The organism is Paraglaciecola sp. (assembly GCF_051252315.1).
Classification (GTDB): Bacteria; Pseudomonadota; Gammaproteobacteria; order Enterobacterales; family Alteromonadaceae; genus Paraglaciecola.
Genome location: NZ_JBPOFP010000044.1, coordinates 19858 through 35919 on the forward strand (window position 1 = coordinate 19858; position 16062 = coordinate 35919).

Annotated in this window: 15 protein-coding genes; 7 read left to right on the forward strand and 8 right to left on the reverse strand. The window is 39.3% G+C overall.

Annotation, left to right across the window (positions count from 1 at the left end):
• Nucleotides 1-4: 4 nt before the first annotated feature.
• Both ACSHXM_RS10620 and ACSHXM_RS10625 read left to right on the forward strand, forming a co-directional pair.
• Nucleotides 5-964, forward strand: a complete 960-nt coding sequence (locus ACSHXM_RS10620) for a glycosyltransferase family 2 protein (protein ID WP_435688740.1) — start codon at nt 5-7, stop codon at nt 962-964.
• Nucleotides 965-978: 14 nt separating this feature from the next.
• Nucleotides 979-1824, forward strand: a complete 846-nt coding sequence (locus ACSHXM_RS10625; RefSeq protein ID WP_435688741.1) for a glycosyltransferase family 2 protein — start codon at nt 979-981, stop codon at nt 1822-1824.
• Between the two features lie 205 nt (nt 1825-2029).
• Here the strand turns inward: ACSHXM_RS10625 and ACSHXM_RS10630 are convergent, their stop codons facing one another.
• The gene (locus tag ACSHXM_RS10630; RefSeq protein ID WP_435688742.1) at nt 2030-3037 is read right to left on the reverse strand and encodes an aldo/keto reductase; all 1008 of its coding nucleotides are present in this window, start codon (nt 3035-3037) and stop codon (nt 2030-2032) included.
• Nucleotides 3038-3365: 328 nt separating this feature from the next.
• Between ACSHXM_RS10630 and ACSHXM_RS10635 the strand changes: the two genes are divergently transcribed.
• Nucleotides 3366-4589 (forward strand): FG-GAP repeat protein, encoded by a 1224-nt coding sequence (locus ACSHXM_RS10635; RefSeq protein WP_435688743.1) that lies wholly within the window; start codon nt 3366-3368, stop codon nt 4587-4589.
• On the opposite strand, the gene ACSHXM_RS10640 is transcribed toward ACSHXM_RS10635, so the two are convergent.
• The 7 genes from ACSHXM_RS10640 to smrB form a co-directional block, all read right to left on the reverse strand.
• The gene (locus tag ACSHXM_RS10640) at nt 4540-5565 is read right to left on the reverse strand and encodes a hypothetical protein (protein ID WP_435688744.1); all 1026 of its coding nucleotides are present in this window, start codon (nt 5563-5565) and stop codon (nt 4540-4542) included. The two genes, ACSHXM_RS10635 and ACSHXM_RS10640, sit on opposite strands and share 50 nt — an antisense overlap.
• 207 nt (nt 5566-5772) lie before the next feature.
• A complete protein-coding gene (locus ACSHXM_RS10645; RefSeq protein ID WP_435688745.1) occupies nt 5773-6381 on the reverse strand; it encodes a CCXG family PEP-CTERM protein in 609 nt (202 codons plus the stop codon).
• Nucleotides 6382-6627: 246 nt separating this feature from the next.
• Nucleotides 6628-7044 carry a hypothetical protein gene (locus ACSHXM_RS10650; RefSeq protein WP_435688746.1) on the reverse strand — a complete coding sequence of 139 codons (417 nt, stop codon included), beginning with the start codon at nt 7042-7044 and terminating at the stop codon, nt 6628-6630.
• A gap of 13 nt (nt 7045-7057) precedes the next feature.
• Nucleotides 7058-8071: a glycosyltransferase family 2 protein gene (locus ACSHXM_RS10655; RefSeq protein ID WP_435688747.1), complete on the reverse strand. Its 1014-nt coding sequence runs from the start codon at nt 8069-8071 to the stop codon at nt 7058-7060.
• 3 nt (nt 8072-8074) lie between these two features.
• Nucleotides 8075-9316, reverse strand: a complete 1242-nt coding sequence (locus tag ACSHXM_RS10660) for an oligosaccharide flippase family protein (RefSeq protein WP_435688748.1) — start codon at nt 9314-9316, stop codon at nt 8075-8077.
• Between the two features lie 208 nt (nt 9317-9524).
• The gene (locus ACSHXM_RS10665; RefSeq protein WP_435688749.1) at nt 9525-10997 is read right to left on the reverse strand and encodes a sigma-54-dependent transcriptional regulator; all 1473 of its coding nucleotides are present in this window, start codon (nt 10995-10997) and stop codon (nt 9525-9527) included.
• An 80-nt stretch (nt 10998-11077) separates the two neighbouring features.
• Complete coding sequence (gene smrB / locus ACSHXM_RS10670) at nt 11078-11635, reverse strand: endonuclease SmrB (RefSeq protein ID WP_435688750.1); 558 nt, start codon at nt 11633-11635, stop codon at nt 11078-11080.
• A 99-nt stretch (nt 11636-11734) separates the two neighbouring features.
• Between smrB and prmB the strand changes: the two genes are divergently transcribed.
• The 4 genes from prmB (at nt 11735) to cspE (ending at nt 15686) form a co-directional block, all read left to right on the forward strand.
• On the forward strand, nt 11735-12676 hold the full coding sequence (gene prmB / locus ACSHXM_RS10675; protein ID WP_435688751.1) for a 50S ribosomal protein L3 N(5)-glutamine methyltransferase: 942 nt from the start codon (nt 11735-11737) through the stop codon (nt 12674-12676).
• 78 nt (nt 12677-12754) lie between these two features.
• Nucleotides 12755-13855, forward strand: a complete 1101-nt coding sequence (aroC, locus tag ACSHXM_RS10680) for a chorismate synthase (RefSeq protein WP_435688752.1) — start codon at nt 12755-12757, stop codon at nt 13853-13855.
• Between the two features lie 119 nt (nt 13856-13974).
• Nucleotides 13975-15144, forward strand: a complete 1170-nt coding sequence (locus ACSHXM_RS10685) for an MFS transporter (protein WP_435688753.1) — start codon at nt 13975-13977, stop codon at nt 15142-15144.
• Between the two features lie 335 nt (nt 15145-15479).
• Complete coding sequence (cspE, locus tag ACSHXM_RS10690) at nt 15480-15686, forward strand: transcription antiterminator/RNA stability regulator CspE (RefSeq protein ID WP_006994582.1); 207 nt, start codon at nt 15480-15482, stop codon at nt 15684-15686.
• Nucleotides 15687-16062: the final 376 nt, after the last annotated feature.

Sequence of the window (16062 nt, forward strand, 5' to 3'; positions counted from 1 at the left end):
GTAAATGAATAATATTAAATTTTCAGTGGTGATCCCCTTGTTTAATAAAGTGGATAGTATTGAACGTACGCTCACTTCTATCACTAACCAACGTTTAGCCCCCTCGGAAATCATTGTTATAGACGATGGTTCAACAGACGGCAGTGCAGAAAAAGTGGAGAGTTTAGGCATTCCAAACTTAACCTTAGTGAGACAGAGTAATCAAGGTGTTTCAGTAGCGCGAAATAATGGGGTAAGTTTGGCTAAACACAAATATGTGGCCTTTATTGATGCCGACGACCAATGGTCTGTGTTTTTCTTATATGAAATGAATAAGTTAATCCAGCGTTTCCCCAACCATGAATGTTTTGCTAGTGCTTATCAAAAGGTGTTGGAAGGTGAGTGTTTTAAAGATCCTAAGATAGTTATGTCAGAAGTGTCAGCCCAAGGAGACGTGATGAATGACTACTTTGCAGTCTGTGCGGAGGGAGATTTACCTTTTATGCCTTCTAGTTTGATTATGACCATTGATCTTTTCGAATCTGTTGGTGGATTTCCTGCTGGAGAAGCAATGGGAGAGGACCAAGCTCTTTTTTCAAACATTGCCTTGCAGACCGGGATCGTCTATTCACCATTGGTACTAATGCTATACCACACTGATAGCGAAAATAGAGCCTGTGAGAGACATTTACCCAAAGACTTATTACCTTTTGCTAAACGTTTGATGATCCAAGCGGTCGAGGGTAAAAGAAGCGAAAAATCTAAGCGGGATATGATTAAGTACTGCGCGGCACATGCTTGTTATTTGGTTAAATTAAATTTAAAAGCAGGCAACCTGCAAGCCGCCAAACATATTCTCAATTATTCCATTTGCCAGTTAAAACCTAGTCACTACCAAGTCTTCAAATGTTGGTACTGGCTTAAAGTAATTATGACTTATATACCCAGATTAAATGCTCAATCAATTCATTCGAACTCACAGTAGTACGAGGTAAAATCATGAAAGTTAATGCAATATGTATCATAAAAAACGAAGTCGATATCATTTCAGAAGTGTTAGATAACGCTTTACAATTTTGCCACCAAATCTATATTTTAGATAATGGCTCTACAGACGGTAGTTGGGAGCTTATAAACGAAAAAGCTGCAATAGATCCAAGAATTAATATTGTGGGCCAAACTGATGAAATATACCGTAATCAGTTTAGAAACAGAGTGTATAACCAATTTCACAAAGAATATTCTGTAGATGATTGGTGGTACATTTTGGACGCGGATGAAATGTTGGTTGATGACCCTCGTCCAATGTTAGTTAAGGCGTCTCAAGGTGGAAAAAAACAAATGCGCGTATGGCAAGCCCAGTTTTATTTTACCGATCAAGATTTGGCCCACTACCAAGATGAAGACAAATCTTTACCCGTGTCTGAACGTCGCCATTATTACCGAGTTAATTGGCGAGAGCCTAGGTTTTTCAAAAATTCAACTTCACAGCATTGGCCAGAAGATATAAGTGGTAAGGTACCGCCGTTTTGTCAGGATCTGTATCGACCGTCTCCTATTTGCCGTCATTACGCTGAGCGCACTCCAGAACAAATTCAAATGCGTCGTAAAATTAGGTTAGCTAATCCTTACAGCTTTTTACATGTTAAGAATAAGTCTGAAACAGACTGGTTAAAACAATCTAAAGATTGTTTTTATTATCAAGCTGGAAAGAAAATTAAGTTTCCGTTATTTGACCGTATAGCCTATTACGCAAACCAGTCGCAATACTGGATTATTTGGCGATTGAAAAATTTAATGTCTATCAAAACACTGGTTAAGAACAAACTGGCGAGTTTTGGTTAAGGGGGGATTAGGCATAAAAAAAGAGAAGCATATCGCTTCTCTTTTTTGTAATAGATTAAACTTAAAATGATTGCTCTTGGGTTCAAACTAAATCGTTCTGTCCCTTAGTACTTATCTTTAACAGACAATTCACCAACGGTCCGTTAACAACTCTCGCCGCCTAATCGAAGCGGGAAGGTATAGGGAGCATTATGCCCGTACTTGATTAAGCTAAATCAACATTAATTAATTTTTCGTCTTTCATCGCTTGCCAAAATTCAGTTGGAATGTCAGCGGTTGCTAAAGCAATATTACTTTTTACTCGTTTAGGAGAGCTAGAGCTTAAGGCGATAGAAACAATTTCTGGGAATAAAAATGAAAATTGAACACAAACTTCAGCAGGGGATACTGAGAATTTTTCACAAATTGCATTGAATTTATCACGCCATATGAACTCTGCTGGGTGTGTTTCTCGGCTGATTTTTTTGTAGTCAAAATTATCGCTGCCTAACAAGAAACCTGCATTGAATACCGCTGAATTAATGACTTTAACCCCTTGCTTACCTAATTTCTTTAATAGGGTTAATGTTGACGCTTTATGTGTGTACGGCGTGACTGAACAAGCGAACATAGCCCAATCAAGTTGCACATGATCACTGATAAAGTCGATAACTGTGACATCTTTTGCACCAACACCAATTGATTCTACTTTACCAGCCTCACGTAATTCTATTAACGCTTTATAAGCATTTAAAATATCCTGTTTACGCTTTTCTATATCAGCTTCATCACTTGCAGCTGCTAAGTATTCATCTGGATCATGAATGGAAACTATGGTTGATTCATAATCACCTAAAAGTTCGTTACCTTGATGATAACAATCTAAAATTCCTTGGTATGAAATGTCCTGTATTGCATCGTGTTGTAAGTTGATCCAGGCGCCTGGTTCAAATGTGGGTTCAGGAGTGGTGAGTGGTATGCGTTTCCAGCCTAGTTTATTACTGATTTTAACGTCTGCTGGTGCAACGTTTAAGGCTTTTAATCCCGCGGCTAATGATTCTAATGCTAAGCCCGCGCCGTACTTTCCTGCACTATCAAAAAGAGGGATACCTTCGCTGTTTTCAACAGCCGCTTGAACTAATTGATTTTTGGTCGGTGTATCAAGTTCAACAAATAAGTTACCTAAACTACTCGTTCCAAAGACTATTTGGGGAATTTGAGATGATGAATTCATGACTTAATGCTCTTGTTGAAAATCATTTTTATTTTTATTTTTGATTTTAGCTATTTATAGATGAATTGATGATAAGGGGGACGGCAGCAAAAATCAATGGGAACAGGAATAAAGACCTAGGCCATGAAGTAAGACGGCTTTCGTAATCGTTAGCGTAAATCTGGCCGTCTTACTTACACAAATCGGTCGTGCAGCTAAATTTGTATTTATTGTCGTAATTGAGTTTACTTTTAACTCAGACTATTACCATCTCATCGTTTATATCTTGTTAAGCTTTTACCAATCGAATAGTTTGCTAGTTTGTCAAAACCAAAGACCAATACGTTTAATGAGACTAAGTTTTTGTTTTAAATTATTAGCCTACACTAGCCTATTGTTGGCCTATCAAAGTTTTGCAAAGCAGCAAACTTTGTTCCCTTTTGATGGTAAAACAGAAGATTATTTTGGTTACAGTGTTGCCATAGACGGTACAACTGCATTAGTCGGCGCGTTTAAAGCCGATTCGAAAAACATAAATAATTCGGGGGCTGCCTATGTTTATTCTCTTGGTTCTAAAGGGTGGAAGCAGCAAGCTAAATTAGTCGCTGAGCCCGCTCATGCAGATGACACTCTCGGTGGTAATGTGGCGTTGAAGAGCAACATTGCTATGTTAGGAGCAAGTCGTCGAGACGACAAAGGGGATGATGCTGGGGCAGTGTTTACCTTTGAACGAGTTGCTAACTCTTGGCAGCAAACACAAATATTAACTGCTATCGATGCCAAGCCAGGTGATGTATTTGGTCAAAGTATTGCGCTTACCGAGCGTTTCCTTGTAATTGGCGCACCACGCAGTGATGCACCACACAAAGACTCTGGCTCTGCTTATGTTTACCAACGAGATAAAAACACATGGCGATTTCTTACTAAACTAACCGCAAAAGATGGTGCAGCAGGTGACTTATTTGGGATCAGCGTAGCAATTGACCGAGATACTATTCTTGTTGGTGCTGACTTGAATGACGAAAAGGCTGAAAATGCAGGTGCCGTCTACGCCTATGTTTTTGACGGCAACCAATGGTTTCAACAAGCAAAACTGACAGCCTATGATGGGGCACACACTGATATTTTTGGTGTAAGAGTAGCCTTGTTTGGTGATACAGCATTAATCTCCGCTAGGAGAGACGATATAGTGGATGTTGGAATTGATGCTGGTTCGGCTTATGTTTTTGAGCGAAGAAAAGGTAAATGGCGACAAACTCAAAAGATAGTTGCACCTGATGGTAAAGCTGATGATAGATTCGCTCGCGGTGTGAGTTTAAACAAAGATACTGCTTTAATCAGTGCCATGCATCATGATGCTAATGGAGTCAATGCTGGCGCTGTGTATGTGTTCAAAAAACGAAGTGGAGAATGGCGTTATACTTCTAAATTAGTGGCTAAAGATGGCGCACCTGAAGATAAGTTTGGTTGGAATGTGGCCCTTACCAAAAGGACCGCGATAATCGCCACTCCTCATCGTAATATCAATGGGAATTCATCAGGCGCTGCCTATGTTCAGGAACTGCGTTTTTAATCACTCGAATTGTACTGGGGGCAAAGTGCTGAGTTTTACCCGAATCATCTACAGCATAAATGTACAAGCTGCCATCAGTCGAAAACGTGAGATCGTTTGGTAACCTAATGGAGGCGGTATGAAGTGAACCATCAGAGTTCGTTGACTCGCCATTGCCTGCGTATACTTCAAAAGTCCCATCAAGGGCAACACGATAAATCTTGTTTGTCTTATTCGCTGCGACATATAAGGCATTATTAGCAAAGGTTAAGTGTGCGATCCCATCTCCTGGTAATGTGGCTAATAGGCTGACATTACCTTGGGGGCTAACGGTCATTACATTCGTGTCGCTAAAGTTAGAAACGTAAATATTACCTTTTACATTATCAATGGTAATGCCATTGGCACATTTGAATAATTTAGATGTGGCAAGGGTGGATACTTCTCCTGCTGGTGATACCTTTGAAATACTCCCTCCGGCGCAATTAGTCACATATATATTGTCTTTATCATCAGCCACTACACCTATGGGACCTTTAAAACCCCCAGCAAATATTTTTGCTTTTCCGGTGGGGGCAATTTGATACAAGGTATCTGTCGAGAAACTTGCTTGATACAAAAGGCCCTTTGAATCAAAATCATTTCCCGTTGCCCCATCAAACCCAGATGAAAACACTTCGCTCATACCGGTATTCGGGTCAACTTTTAATATTTTACTGCCGTGAATATCTTTTAGTGATGTACCAAAGTCAGCGATATACAAGATTCCTGAAGTATCAATCGATATTCCGCCGGTGCCAACGGAATAACTCCCTATGGTTTCGATGAATTTATCAGTTGAGGGGGCTTTAGTTAACACATTGGTAGTATTAACATTATTTACTGTTGATGTATCATTATCCTCACCACAGCCCATAAACATTGCAATGACACAAACAAGGATAATACTTTTACGCGGCCCGATTAGTCTTTTAACAATGTTGTTACCATTGGTCATATTAATTTCCTTGTTAATATTCGTGTGAGTTCCATAGGATTTAATCGTTGAAAGCTATCTTTATTAAAAAGTTACATTTGTTTGGACAATGTTTCAAACGGTGTGAGTTTTTAAAAATTATTCAAGAATAACAGACTCATTTCAAAAAAGGGCATACTTGTATCATTCGATACGGCACTGCCCCTGTTAATACTCTTTTGCTACGTTTTATTTTTTCGTTTTAAACAGCAGCAATCCTAGTAGCCCAATTATTACAAAGCTAAGCCCTGGTGGTGCCTCGACTTTTGCAGGGATCGCTAACTTTAAAGAAGCTGTACTCAAATATTGTGATTGTGCATCATCAAAAGAGAACATCACTGAGTTAGGGCCATTACAGCACGATTCTGCCCAAAATATTTCTATTACGTTTTCTGCAGCAGGGAGCAAGGTGTTTTCAATCTTAATGACGTCTTTGTTGCTCCAATTAGTTTTCCACCATAAGTCTTCATATTTGGTATGAACAAGTGCATTGTTGATATAAATTTCAGCGCCATAATGGGCATCTAATCCAGCATAAACACTAAATATAGTTTCGCTTTGTAATTCAAACATTATAGATAGTAAGTTAAGTTTCGCTTTACCTGTATCGATCTGGTGAAACGGGTCTTCTTCATAGGTTACGATAGGGCTGGCGCCGCTTAAGTGGGTTTGCCAATAGGTTTTAAAACTATCAGCAAATACGGCATTGTTTTCGATGTCAATTGACTGGTGGGTTACCAGTGAGGCGTGGGTATGGCAGCATAAAAAAATGACTATTAAACTTAGAAACTTAAACATATAACTACTCCAATAAATATTGTTTACGTTCTAATAGTTGCACATACCAAGCCATTACTTATCTTATTGATAAATAAAGAAAATAATTTTGTTTCAAGTGAGCTGGATAGGTAGCTTAAGGTAAATTGAAAAACTATTTTTATTTTGCTTTGCAATTTGAAATGTGGGGCAGGTTAAACCATTGATATAGGTATTGAACATAAAATGCGTAAATTTGTCTGGTTAACTAAGCAACACAGCTTGTTTTCAGTCTCCCAATAATTGTTTGACCCAATCCCACAAGCCTAATGAAAAGCCTTCCAGTAAATTAATACCTAAAGCTGACTTAAGAAGGTATAAAAGTGTTAACCCCATCCCTAAACTAAAGGTTAATAATAGGGTTAACATAAGTAACATATGGCTCAAGGCTATGGCTTTTTCTTGTCTAGATAAGGAGCGTATATTGCGCCCCATTAAAAACACAAAATAAATTCGAGAGGGGTAAAAAGGTACGGGAAGTGTGCCTCTTATATCTATTTTATGTTTACGAAATTGGCCACTGCCAATGGCCACTTTAAGGTGCTGCAGTTGCTCATTTGTTAGTGAGTTGGCAGTCTCAGCAGGTAATCGACTTAGTAGATTTAATATATCTGGGTCGGTTCTGATTGTCTTACGTTTGCCCATGTGTACCCTTTATTCACGAATGACTTTGTTGTTGCACTAGACCCATTGCCTTTTTTTCAATGGTTTTATACAGGGCGCTAGGTAAAAGCGAAATAATCGCGCAAACATAGGTGGATATTGTTCTTGCGGGTTCTTCAATAATTATTTTCGGTTGTGTTAACAAAGCTCTATGTACAAGTTTAATAGCTTGCCAACTGTCACCAGAACGTATGGCCCTGCGAGCCAAATATCTGAGTTGATAAGCTCTTGCGAGTGGAAGATACCGTTTAAAGAAATGTACATTTCCTTCTAAATTCTTTTTCATAGCCAAACACCAACTGGCATACTGTTTGGTTAAGTTGGCCGATAAACCCGAATCATTTACTCGATAATAGGTTAATGGGTTTCGAATACCTTGAAAGTGCCATTTACCTTGCATAGCGATCCTGATCCACAATTCAATGTCTTCTGATTGTCTTAACTCTTCGTCGAATACACACCTTCTTATGACGGAGGGGTTATGTGGATCTGTTGCTTCAAAGGTCATATCATTTAATAAGCTTTTACGTATGACTGGAGCAGATCCATTGCCTACAGGGTTTCTACAAAATACGTCTTTGGCTGTGATGTTTTTCAGTTTTGGAAACTGGCCGATCCCCATGGTTTTTCCCTGTTCATTCACGAACAATGAAGGGCAATAACTCACGCCTACTAAAGGTTGGCTATTTAAGTGATTTATGTGGTGGCCTAATTTTTCTTTTGACCAAAAATCGTCAGCATCTAGTAGTGCGACGTAAATACCTTTTGACGCCATGATCCCTGTATTTCTTGCTCCTGATAGTCCCCGGTTTCTCTGAGTGATGAGTTTTATCCTCGGATCTGAGAACCTTCTTAAGATGTTCACGGTATTGTCAGTACACGCATCGTCAACACATATCACCTCAAAGTTTTTATAGGTTTGAGCTAATACGGATTCAATGCACTTTTTGATGTACTTTTCTACGTTATACATGGGAATAACAATAGAGATAATAGGTAATGTATTCATGAGTTAACTCCTAATAGAGACAGGTGAAAATAAAAATTGTTTTATGCTGTTAATAGGCAGCATGGCGACTAGCCAAATCACGCTACTAAACAGAATGCTGTAGGCAAAACTTTCAGGATCAGAGGCCTGAAACAGCGACAGGCATATAAAGGTTGTGAATAGACAAAAAAGACGGACCTTAAATTCACTCTGAAAAGCGGCTTTTGCTCGCAATATGTTGCATTGGGTATCAATAAAGATGGCCGGTAAAGCGGCTAGGCAAAGTAATATTATGACCAGATGATTTTGCTGCCAGCTTTGCTTAAATAACAAAGGTACGTAGTAAGGGACTAATAACGCTTGTACGATAAACAGGGCTGCAATACCCGCAGTAAACAGATACACAGTGGGGATATAGTTTTTCAGGGATTTGTTTCTATTTTTGTCACATAACAAGGGATACAAGCCTGCGTTAAAAGCATTGTTTAAAGATTGGCTTAATCCCACGCCAGCGCTTTTAGCAAAACAATAAAGCCCAAATAATTCTGGACTGAGTAATCTAGCACCAATCAGCATATCCATTTGCAAGCGCAACGCTCGAACTAACTCAGTACATAATAATTGGCCGGAGGTTTTACAGAGCTTTACGAAAATAGGAAATTGAAAAGATACCCCAAAACTTTCTACGGGTGAAAAGTAAAAAAGCACTACCCAAAGTGAGGCGAACACCCATTTGCCATAGACAACGGATAGAATGCCACAATCCAGCATGGCGAAAATGGCGATGGACAGGTTTTCTGCAAGGATACATAAGGCATTGCGAATGCTGTAAAAACGCATCTTATTTGCTCTTTGAACCAAAAACACTCGCACACTGACAATGGGGTAAACCAGATAAACTACTGCCATCAAAGCGATGGTGGTAAACAACTCTGGGTTATTGTAAAAGTGTGATAATGGCAAAGCTAGGGTAGCTTGGGTGGTGGCCAAAATGAAACACACAACCCATTGAATTAATGCACCATTTTGCGCATAACTTGGTAGAAGGTTTGATTCGCATTGAATGATTTGAGAGCCGGCGCCAGACCGTAAGATTATTTTAAATATTTCGTGACAGGCTAGTGCCAACATAGCTGTGCCGTATTCAATGGCCGTTAAGCTTGCCGCTAAAGCAAAGATGACAGCAATACGAGATATTTTAGCGGCAATCTCTGATGCGAGTAACCAACTGGTATTGTTTATTAACTTTACGTGTTGCCTTAACATAAATTAAACGACCTAGTGAACCATATTCATAGGTATTTCAAGTATTAGGCCAACTTAAGGTTAGGTGTAAGTTGTTGATTTAATTATGATGATATTTAACGTTTTGGTATTTTTTACGGGGAAATTTGCAAACTGCGATTGAGTTTCGCAATTTGCAAATGAAATAATTAGCGACTAAAGGGCCTTTTATTCCTTATTTTTTGTGAAACTAATCCTGCCACTGTTGTATTTTTCGATATAAAGTCGATGGGCTAACTTCCAATAGACTCGCCGCTTTGACTACATTCTCTTCACAGACAACTATGGCATGTTCAATCGCTGCTCGTTCCACTTCAGCTAAGCTTCGGATCTGAGGGGGAGGTAAATGACCTTCTTCTTGGGTTACTGAAGATAAGGAGGAGGCGGACGAGTGGGAAGGTGTGGCTATAGGGTGACCGGCAACATGAGCAGAATTAACCAGTGTGTATACTTGTTTGGCATCTAGGTGTAATTGGTCTCCAATATTTTTGTCTGTCATCAGCGGTCCTTCAGACATGACCACTGCGCTATGAATTGTATTTTCGAGTTGCCTAATGTTTCCCGGCCAGTCGTAGTGGTTAATTAACTTTTCAGCATCAGAAGATAAACCAACAAATACTTTCCCTTCTAGTTCACTAAAATGATTTAAGAAATATTGCGCTATTTCACTGCCATCATTTTCTCGTTGATTTAACGCTGGCATTTGAATTGAAATCACATTTAGTCGATAAAATAAGTCTTCTCGTAACTTACCTTCTTGTATGGCCTGCATGGGATTTCGATTGGTTGCACTGATAAATCTGATATCCACTTTTTCTGTTTTACTGCTGCCCACCTTTTGAAAAGTGCCCGTTTGTACAAAGCGTAAAATTTTTGCTTGTAAGGCAATGTCCATTTCACCTAATTCGTCTAAAAATAAAGTGCCTCCATCCGCTAACGTCGCTGCACCATCACGATTGGCAACCGCTCCAGAGAAAGCACCTTTAACATGGCCAAATACTTCAGACTCCATTAGTTCTTGGGGGATGGCCGCGCAGTTAATAATTATGAGAGGTTTGTCTTTACGGGTGCTAAGTTTATGAATTGCATCTGCTGCCAACTCTTTACCCGCACCACTGGGGCCGGTGACAAAAACAGAGGCCTGACTGGGGGCACTGTTTTCAATTGCACTATAAACGAACTGCATAGCTGTAGACTGGCCAATGAATTTCATGAAGTTACGTTTTCGTTTAGCACTGACCTGATCTAGGGTATGTCTAAGTAAACTGCGTTCGGCTATAACGTCCATGTAATTAATAGCTTGTTGAATATTGAGCTTTAACTCGGCATTGTCCCAGGGCTTTTTCATGTAACCCCAAATTTTCCCTGAGTTAATGGTTTTGATAATGTCATTTAGTTCGGTGTAAGCAGTTAGCATAATTCTTACAGTTTCAGGCCATTTTTCTGCAACCTGTTGTAGAAACTCGCTGCCATCCATACCAGGCATGTTTTTATCAGAGACCACTATGTCAATGTTGTTCTCCCCAAGGATGAGCAAGCCATCTTCAGCAGAGTTAGCCAGATGAACGTCTAAGTCCATGTCTCTAACAACGCGTTTTAACGACTCTAGAATATGCTTTTCGTCATCAACAAAAAGAATGCTAGCTTTGCTATTTGTGCTCATAAAAGAAACCCTTAGGGTAATGAATTACAAACCAGCATTGCATATTTTTTAGTGGATGCTAAGAAAAAATTTACGCATTTTTATATTTGTTCGATCAAAATGAGTAGGGCACTTTGTCCGCCCCATTCTTTTGGGGCTTGATGAAAGCCTAATACATTAGGGTGTTGAATTAGCCAATTGGGGATGGCTTTTTTTAAGGCATAGGTACCTTTACCATGCATGATTTGCACACAATAAACGTGTTGTTTTTGAGCAGCCTGTATCAAGGCCGCTATTTCTAGTTTGGCATCGTCCTTGGTAAAACCATGTAAATCTAATATAAGGTCTGGTGGATAGTCTCCACGACGTAAACGTTTTATCTCATGGCTGTTTGCATCATCTTGTACATATTTTAGCGGAGCGTCGATATCAAAGTGTCCTTCAAATCCATCAGAAAACTCAAATGCAGCACTTGCTTGTTTCATTTGAGCCAAATTTTGTTGATTTTTTTCCTTTAGACCTGATTTTTGCTTGCTGGAATAGCGCTGAGGCGGTATTTTGTCCTGCTTTAAAGGCGCTATATCTTTAAACTCATTTTGAAATAGATCGGGTTCGTCTTCGACCTTAGAGTTTACATCGGGAAATAGCTTTTTTTTCATTAATTTTTTATCAATATTCATCTTGGTTGAAGTATATCAAGTTTGTCCATTGAGAACACGAGTCGATAACTCGCCAACACAATTATAGTTTGAGAAGAAATGACCACTACATTAGATACAGAACAGTTAGTTGAAGATTTACACACTATGCTCGACATGGTTCGTTGGTCTGTCAGTTGTTTTAATCAAGCGGGATTATTTTATGGTCACGGTAGCGATAATCCGTGGGATGAAGCGGTAAGTTTGGTATTGCAGGTGTTATATTTGCCTCAAGATTTACCGGCGCAAACCGGTGACCAGTTGTTTCATAGTCGACTTACGAAAGTGGAAAAGTTGAATATTGTTGAATTAGTCGGCCGACGAGTAGAAGAGCGTATGCCTCTGCCTTACTTGACTAATCAGGCTTGGTTTTGTGGATTGCCGTTTTATGTGGATGAAAGAGTGCTTATTCCAAGATCACCTTTTGCTGAGTTAATCAAAGATGAGTTTGAACCATGGATTGGTGACGAATCTCCACAAAAGATATTAGATTTGTGCACGGGTGGTGGCTGTATTGCAATTGCATTAGCGTATGCGTTTGAAAATGCTCAGGTAGATGCGGTTGATATCAGTACAGATGCCCTTGAAGTGGCGGATTTGAATATTGCTGAACACGGTTTAAGCCATAGGGTGTTACCTATCCAGTCGGATTTAATGAACGCGTTGCAAGGTCAACAATATGACTTAATTATTAGTAACCCTCCGTATGTTGATGAAGAAGATATGGGTGACTTGCCTGAGGAATTTCATCACGAGCCAGAATTAGCGTTAGCTGCAGGTCATGATGGGTTAGATTTAGTGGATAATATCTTGCGCCAAGCTCCAAGTCATTTAACTGATAACGGTTGGTTATTTGTTGAAGTGGGTAATAGTGAAGTGCATATGCATACCCGTTATCCGGATTTACCAATTCAATGGATTAAGTTCGAAAATGGCGGACACGGTGTATTTGCTATAAGCAAGAACGAATTAGTTGAGTATTATAAAGCGGTAGAGCATTAAAATAGAATATTAGGCTTTTAGATGAAGTCGTTAGTATATAAAAAATAAAGTACAAAAATAAAACAGGATTAACAGATTATGGCAGGTAACACCTTCGGAAAACTATTCACCGTCACAACCTTTGGCGAAAGTCATGGAATTGCAATTGGCGGAATTATCGATGGTTGTCCTCCTGGGTTGGATATATCTGAAAGTGATTTACAGATTGACTTAGATCGTAGAAAGCCCGGCACATCAAGGTATACCACAGCAAGACGAGAAGAAGACGAAGTGAAAATCTTGTCAGGTGTGTTTGAAGGTAAAACCACAGGAACGAGCATTGGCCTTTTGATCAATAACAATGATCAAAGAAGTAATGACTATTCAAAAATAAAAGATACTTTTAGACCTGGCCACGCTGATTATACTTACCAGCAGAAATACGGACTAAGAGATTATCGTGGTGGTGGACGTTCTTCTGCTCGAGAAACCGCTATAAGAGTTGCTGCAGGTGGTGTGGCTAAAAAGTATTTAAAAGAACATCACGGTATTGAGATCCACGGTTATTTATCTCAATTAGGTCCTATCAAAATTGAGACTGTGGATCACAGTATTACAAATACTAATGCTTTCTTCTGCCCAGACGAGTCTAAACTGGAAGCATTGGATGAGTATATGCGTGATCTTAAAAAACAAGGTGATTCAATTGGAGCCAAGGTATCGGTTGTGGCTACGAATATGCCAGTTGGTTTAGGTGAACCAATTTTCGATCGTTTAGACGCAGACATTGCCCACGCATTAATGGGCATTAATGCGGTTAAAGGCGTTGAGATAGGCGATGGATTTGACACGGTAGTTCAAAAAGGCAGCGAACATAGAGATGTGATGACGCCTGATGGATTTTTATCTAATCGAGCTGGTGGTGTGTTAGGGGGCATTTCTAGTGGTCAGGACCTTGTGGCTCATATGGCTTTAAAACCAACATCTAGCATTAGCGTTCCGGGCGAAACCATTGATATTAATGGCCAAAGTACTGAAGTGATTACAAAAGGTCGACATGATCCTTGTGTGGGAATTCGTGCCGTACCCATTGCTGAAGCCATGTTAGCGCTAGTTGTGATGGATCACTTATTGCGTAACAGAGGTCAAAACGCAGATGTGCAGTCTAGTACACCCGTCATTGCAGGGCAGGCTGAATAGCCTGTTCTGTATTTTATTGGCGTTGTTTTAATGACATAGCCTTATTGACGCAGTTTTAATAGCATAGTTATATCTACATAGTTAACTATGCTTACTTCTTCTTATTAATTATTTAAGGCATTTCTTTGCCAAAGTCAGCGTTTTCTACATCTAATCTGGTTTTATTAGCCTTCACCTATCTGTTTTATTTTGGTCAGTTTGGCGTATTAATCCCCTATCTAGGTGTGTTTTTGGATGGACGTGGTTTTTCCTCCACTGAAATCGGAGAATTGTTTGCACTTATTACCTTAGCCAGGATTGCGGGCCCAAACTTGTTAGCTGCAATTGCTGATAAAACTGGGCAACCTCTAAAATGTCTACAATTTGGCTCTTTATTAACCTTTAGTACCTTTTGTCTAGCATTTGTCGTAGATGGCTTTTGGGCTTTGACCATTAGTTTCGCCATCATGATGATGTTTTGGACCGCCATATTGCCTCAAATTGAGGTGTTAGCTTTAAACTGCGTACATGCTCATGCTGGACGGTACAGTAGAGTGAGATTATGGGGCAGCATTGGGTATATTTTGTTCACGGTATTTACTGGCATGATGATAGATCGTTTCACCTCTGAAACCCCCATCATCATTGGTGCTTTTGTTTTATTTTCCTTATATATCACCACACTGTTTTTAAAAGAGCCTCCTAAAGATAATAGTTATAATCAAGTGACGGATTCTATTTGGAAAAAAATTAATAGTCCTATCTTCTACGGTTTTTTGTTATCCGCGGTATTACTACAGGTGAGTTTTGGCCCTTATTACGGCTTTTTTGCTTTATATACCCGAGACTTGGGATATAGCGGTCAAACCACTGGATGGCTGATTGCTTTGGGTGTGGCGGCAGAAGTGTATATATTTTTGCAGGCAGGTAAGTTGATAGATAGATGGGGCGTGAAATGGATACTATTTTTAAGTATGGCGTTGACTGCACTGCGCTGGTATTTATTGGCTGTAGTTGCTCAACATGCAGTGGTTTTAATTGCCAGCCAGTTATTGCATGCTTTTAGTTTTGGATTAGCCCATTCGGCCTCAATGCATTTTATTCATCATTATTTTGGTAAGAAACATCAAGGTCAAGGCCAAGCAATATATGCTAGTTTAGCTTTTGGTATCGGTGGTGCTGCTGGTAATTACGGTGCGGGCTTGTTCTGGGATCAAGGGCAGGGGGCTGAGTTAGCTTTTACCTTGGCGGCAATTTTTGCGGCTTGTTCTGCTATTACGTTATTGGCCATCCCTACTAAGAAAATGTGAATCCGTTTCGAATTGCCTTGCCCCGCCCTAAACGTAACTAGGTTATCTTTGATTTAACGCTTTTGACCATATATTTGACATTTTTATGACAAAAATGTGACTAAGCTATTGATACAAAAGCCTTGTTTAATCAATTTAATGCATAATAACTGTTGACCTGAGTAATGTGCGAGCTATACTGGCCTTGCTTGAAAGTAAGTTTGATATTTATGTACATTGTTTCGACGTTCCATTGCAGTACCCGGTCTCGTAGCTCATAAGTAATTGCAACACACTTCAGCACAACTAACGTCTCTTAGGAGACACAATTACTCATGAAAAATATAGGAAATACTATGTCTACAACTACTGGTACAGTAAAATGGTTTAACGAATCTAAAGGTTTCGGTTTCATTCAACAAGAAAATGGACCTGACGTTTTCGCTCATTTCCGTGCTATCACTGGTACTGGCTTTAAAACTTTGGCTGAAGGCCAAAAAGTTGAGTTCACTGTAACTCAAGGCCAAAAAGGTCCTCAAGCAGAGAACATCGTAGTACTTTAATTCTAACGAATTAAATTATTGCAAGAAAAGCAAACCTCAGGGTTTGCTTTTTTTATGACTGAAATTCAGTTCTAAAAAATAATCCAATAATCCAATAATCCAATAATCCAATAATCCAGCATTTTCGATTAAAAACTGAGCGTAATTATATTTGTGGTATTATACGCAATGACACAACGCTAAGCGGGCGTCATGTCTTCTACTAAATGTTATGTTTATCAAGGAGATTACTAATGTCTATCAAAATTAATCACTATGCTCGACCCATTACTAGCAATGTTAAAAGTCTTGTAGAAGCTAGTTTTATAGAATTTTTTATTGGTGTTATATGTGCTTGTTTTGCTTATTTTACTTATGGTAATACCATTGTTTTATT

Bases quoted from the DNA above. Each gene is read 5' to 3' on its own strand.
- ACSHXM_RS10620 (WP_435688740.1), top strand. From the start codon at position 5: ATGAATAATATTAAATTTTCAGTGGTGATCCCCTTGTTTAATAAAGTG.
- ACSHXM_RS10625 (WP_435688741.1), top strand. From the start codon at position 979: ATGAAAGTTAATGCAATATGTATCATAAAAAACGAAGTCGATATCATT.
- ACSHXM_RS10630 (WP_435688742.1), bottom strand. From the start codon at position 3,037: ATGAATTCATCATCTCAAATTCCCCAAATAGTCTTTGGAACGAGTAGT.
- ACSHXM_RS10635 (WP_435688743.1), top strand. From the start codon at position 3,366: ATGAGACTAAGTTTTTGTTTTAAATTATTAGCCTACACTAGCCTATTG.
- ACSHXM_RS10640 (WP_435688744.1), bottom strand. From the start codon at position 5,565: ATGACCAATGGTAACAACATTGTTAAAAGACTAATCGGGCCGCGTAAA.
- ACSHXM_RS10645 (WP_435688745.1), bottom strand. From the start codon at position 6,381: ATGTTTAAGTTTCTAAGTTTAATAGTCATTTTTTTATGCTGCCATACC.
- ACSHXM_RS10650 (WP_435688746.1), bottom strand. From the start codon at position 7,044: ATGGGCAAACGTAAGACAATCAGAACCGACCCAGATATATTAAATCTA.
- ACSHXM_RS10655 (WP_435688747.1), bottom strand. From the start codon at position 8,071: ATGAATACATTACCTATTATCTCTATTGTTATTCCCATGTATAACGTA.
- ACSHXM_RS10660 (WP_435688748.1), bottom strand. From the start codon at position 9,316: ATGTTAAGGCAACACGTAAAGTTAATAAACAATACCAGTTGGTTACTC.
- ACSHXM_RS10665 (WP_435688749.1), bottom strand. From the start codon at position 10,997: ATGAGCACAAATAGCAAAGCTAGCATTCTTTTTGTTGATGACGAAAAG.
- smrB (WP_435688750.1), bottom strand. From the start codon at position 11,635: ATGAAAAAAAAGCTATTTCCCGATGTAAACTCTAAGGTCGAAGACGAA.
- prmB (WP_435688751.1), top strand. From the start codon at position 11,735: ATGACCACTACATTAGATACAGAACAGTTAGTTGAAGATTTACACACT.
- aroC (WP_435688752.1), top strand. From the start codon at position 12,755: ATGGCAGGTAACACCTTCGGAAAACTATTCACCGTCACAACCTTTGGC.
- cspE (WP_006994582.1), top strand. From the start codon at position 15,480: ATGTCTACAACTACTGGTACAGTAAAATGGTTTAACGAATCTAAAGGT.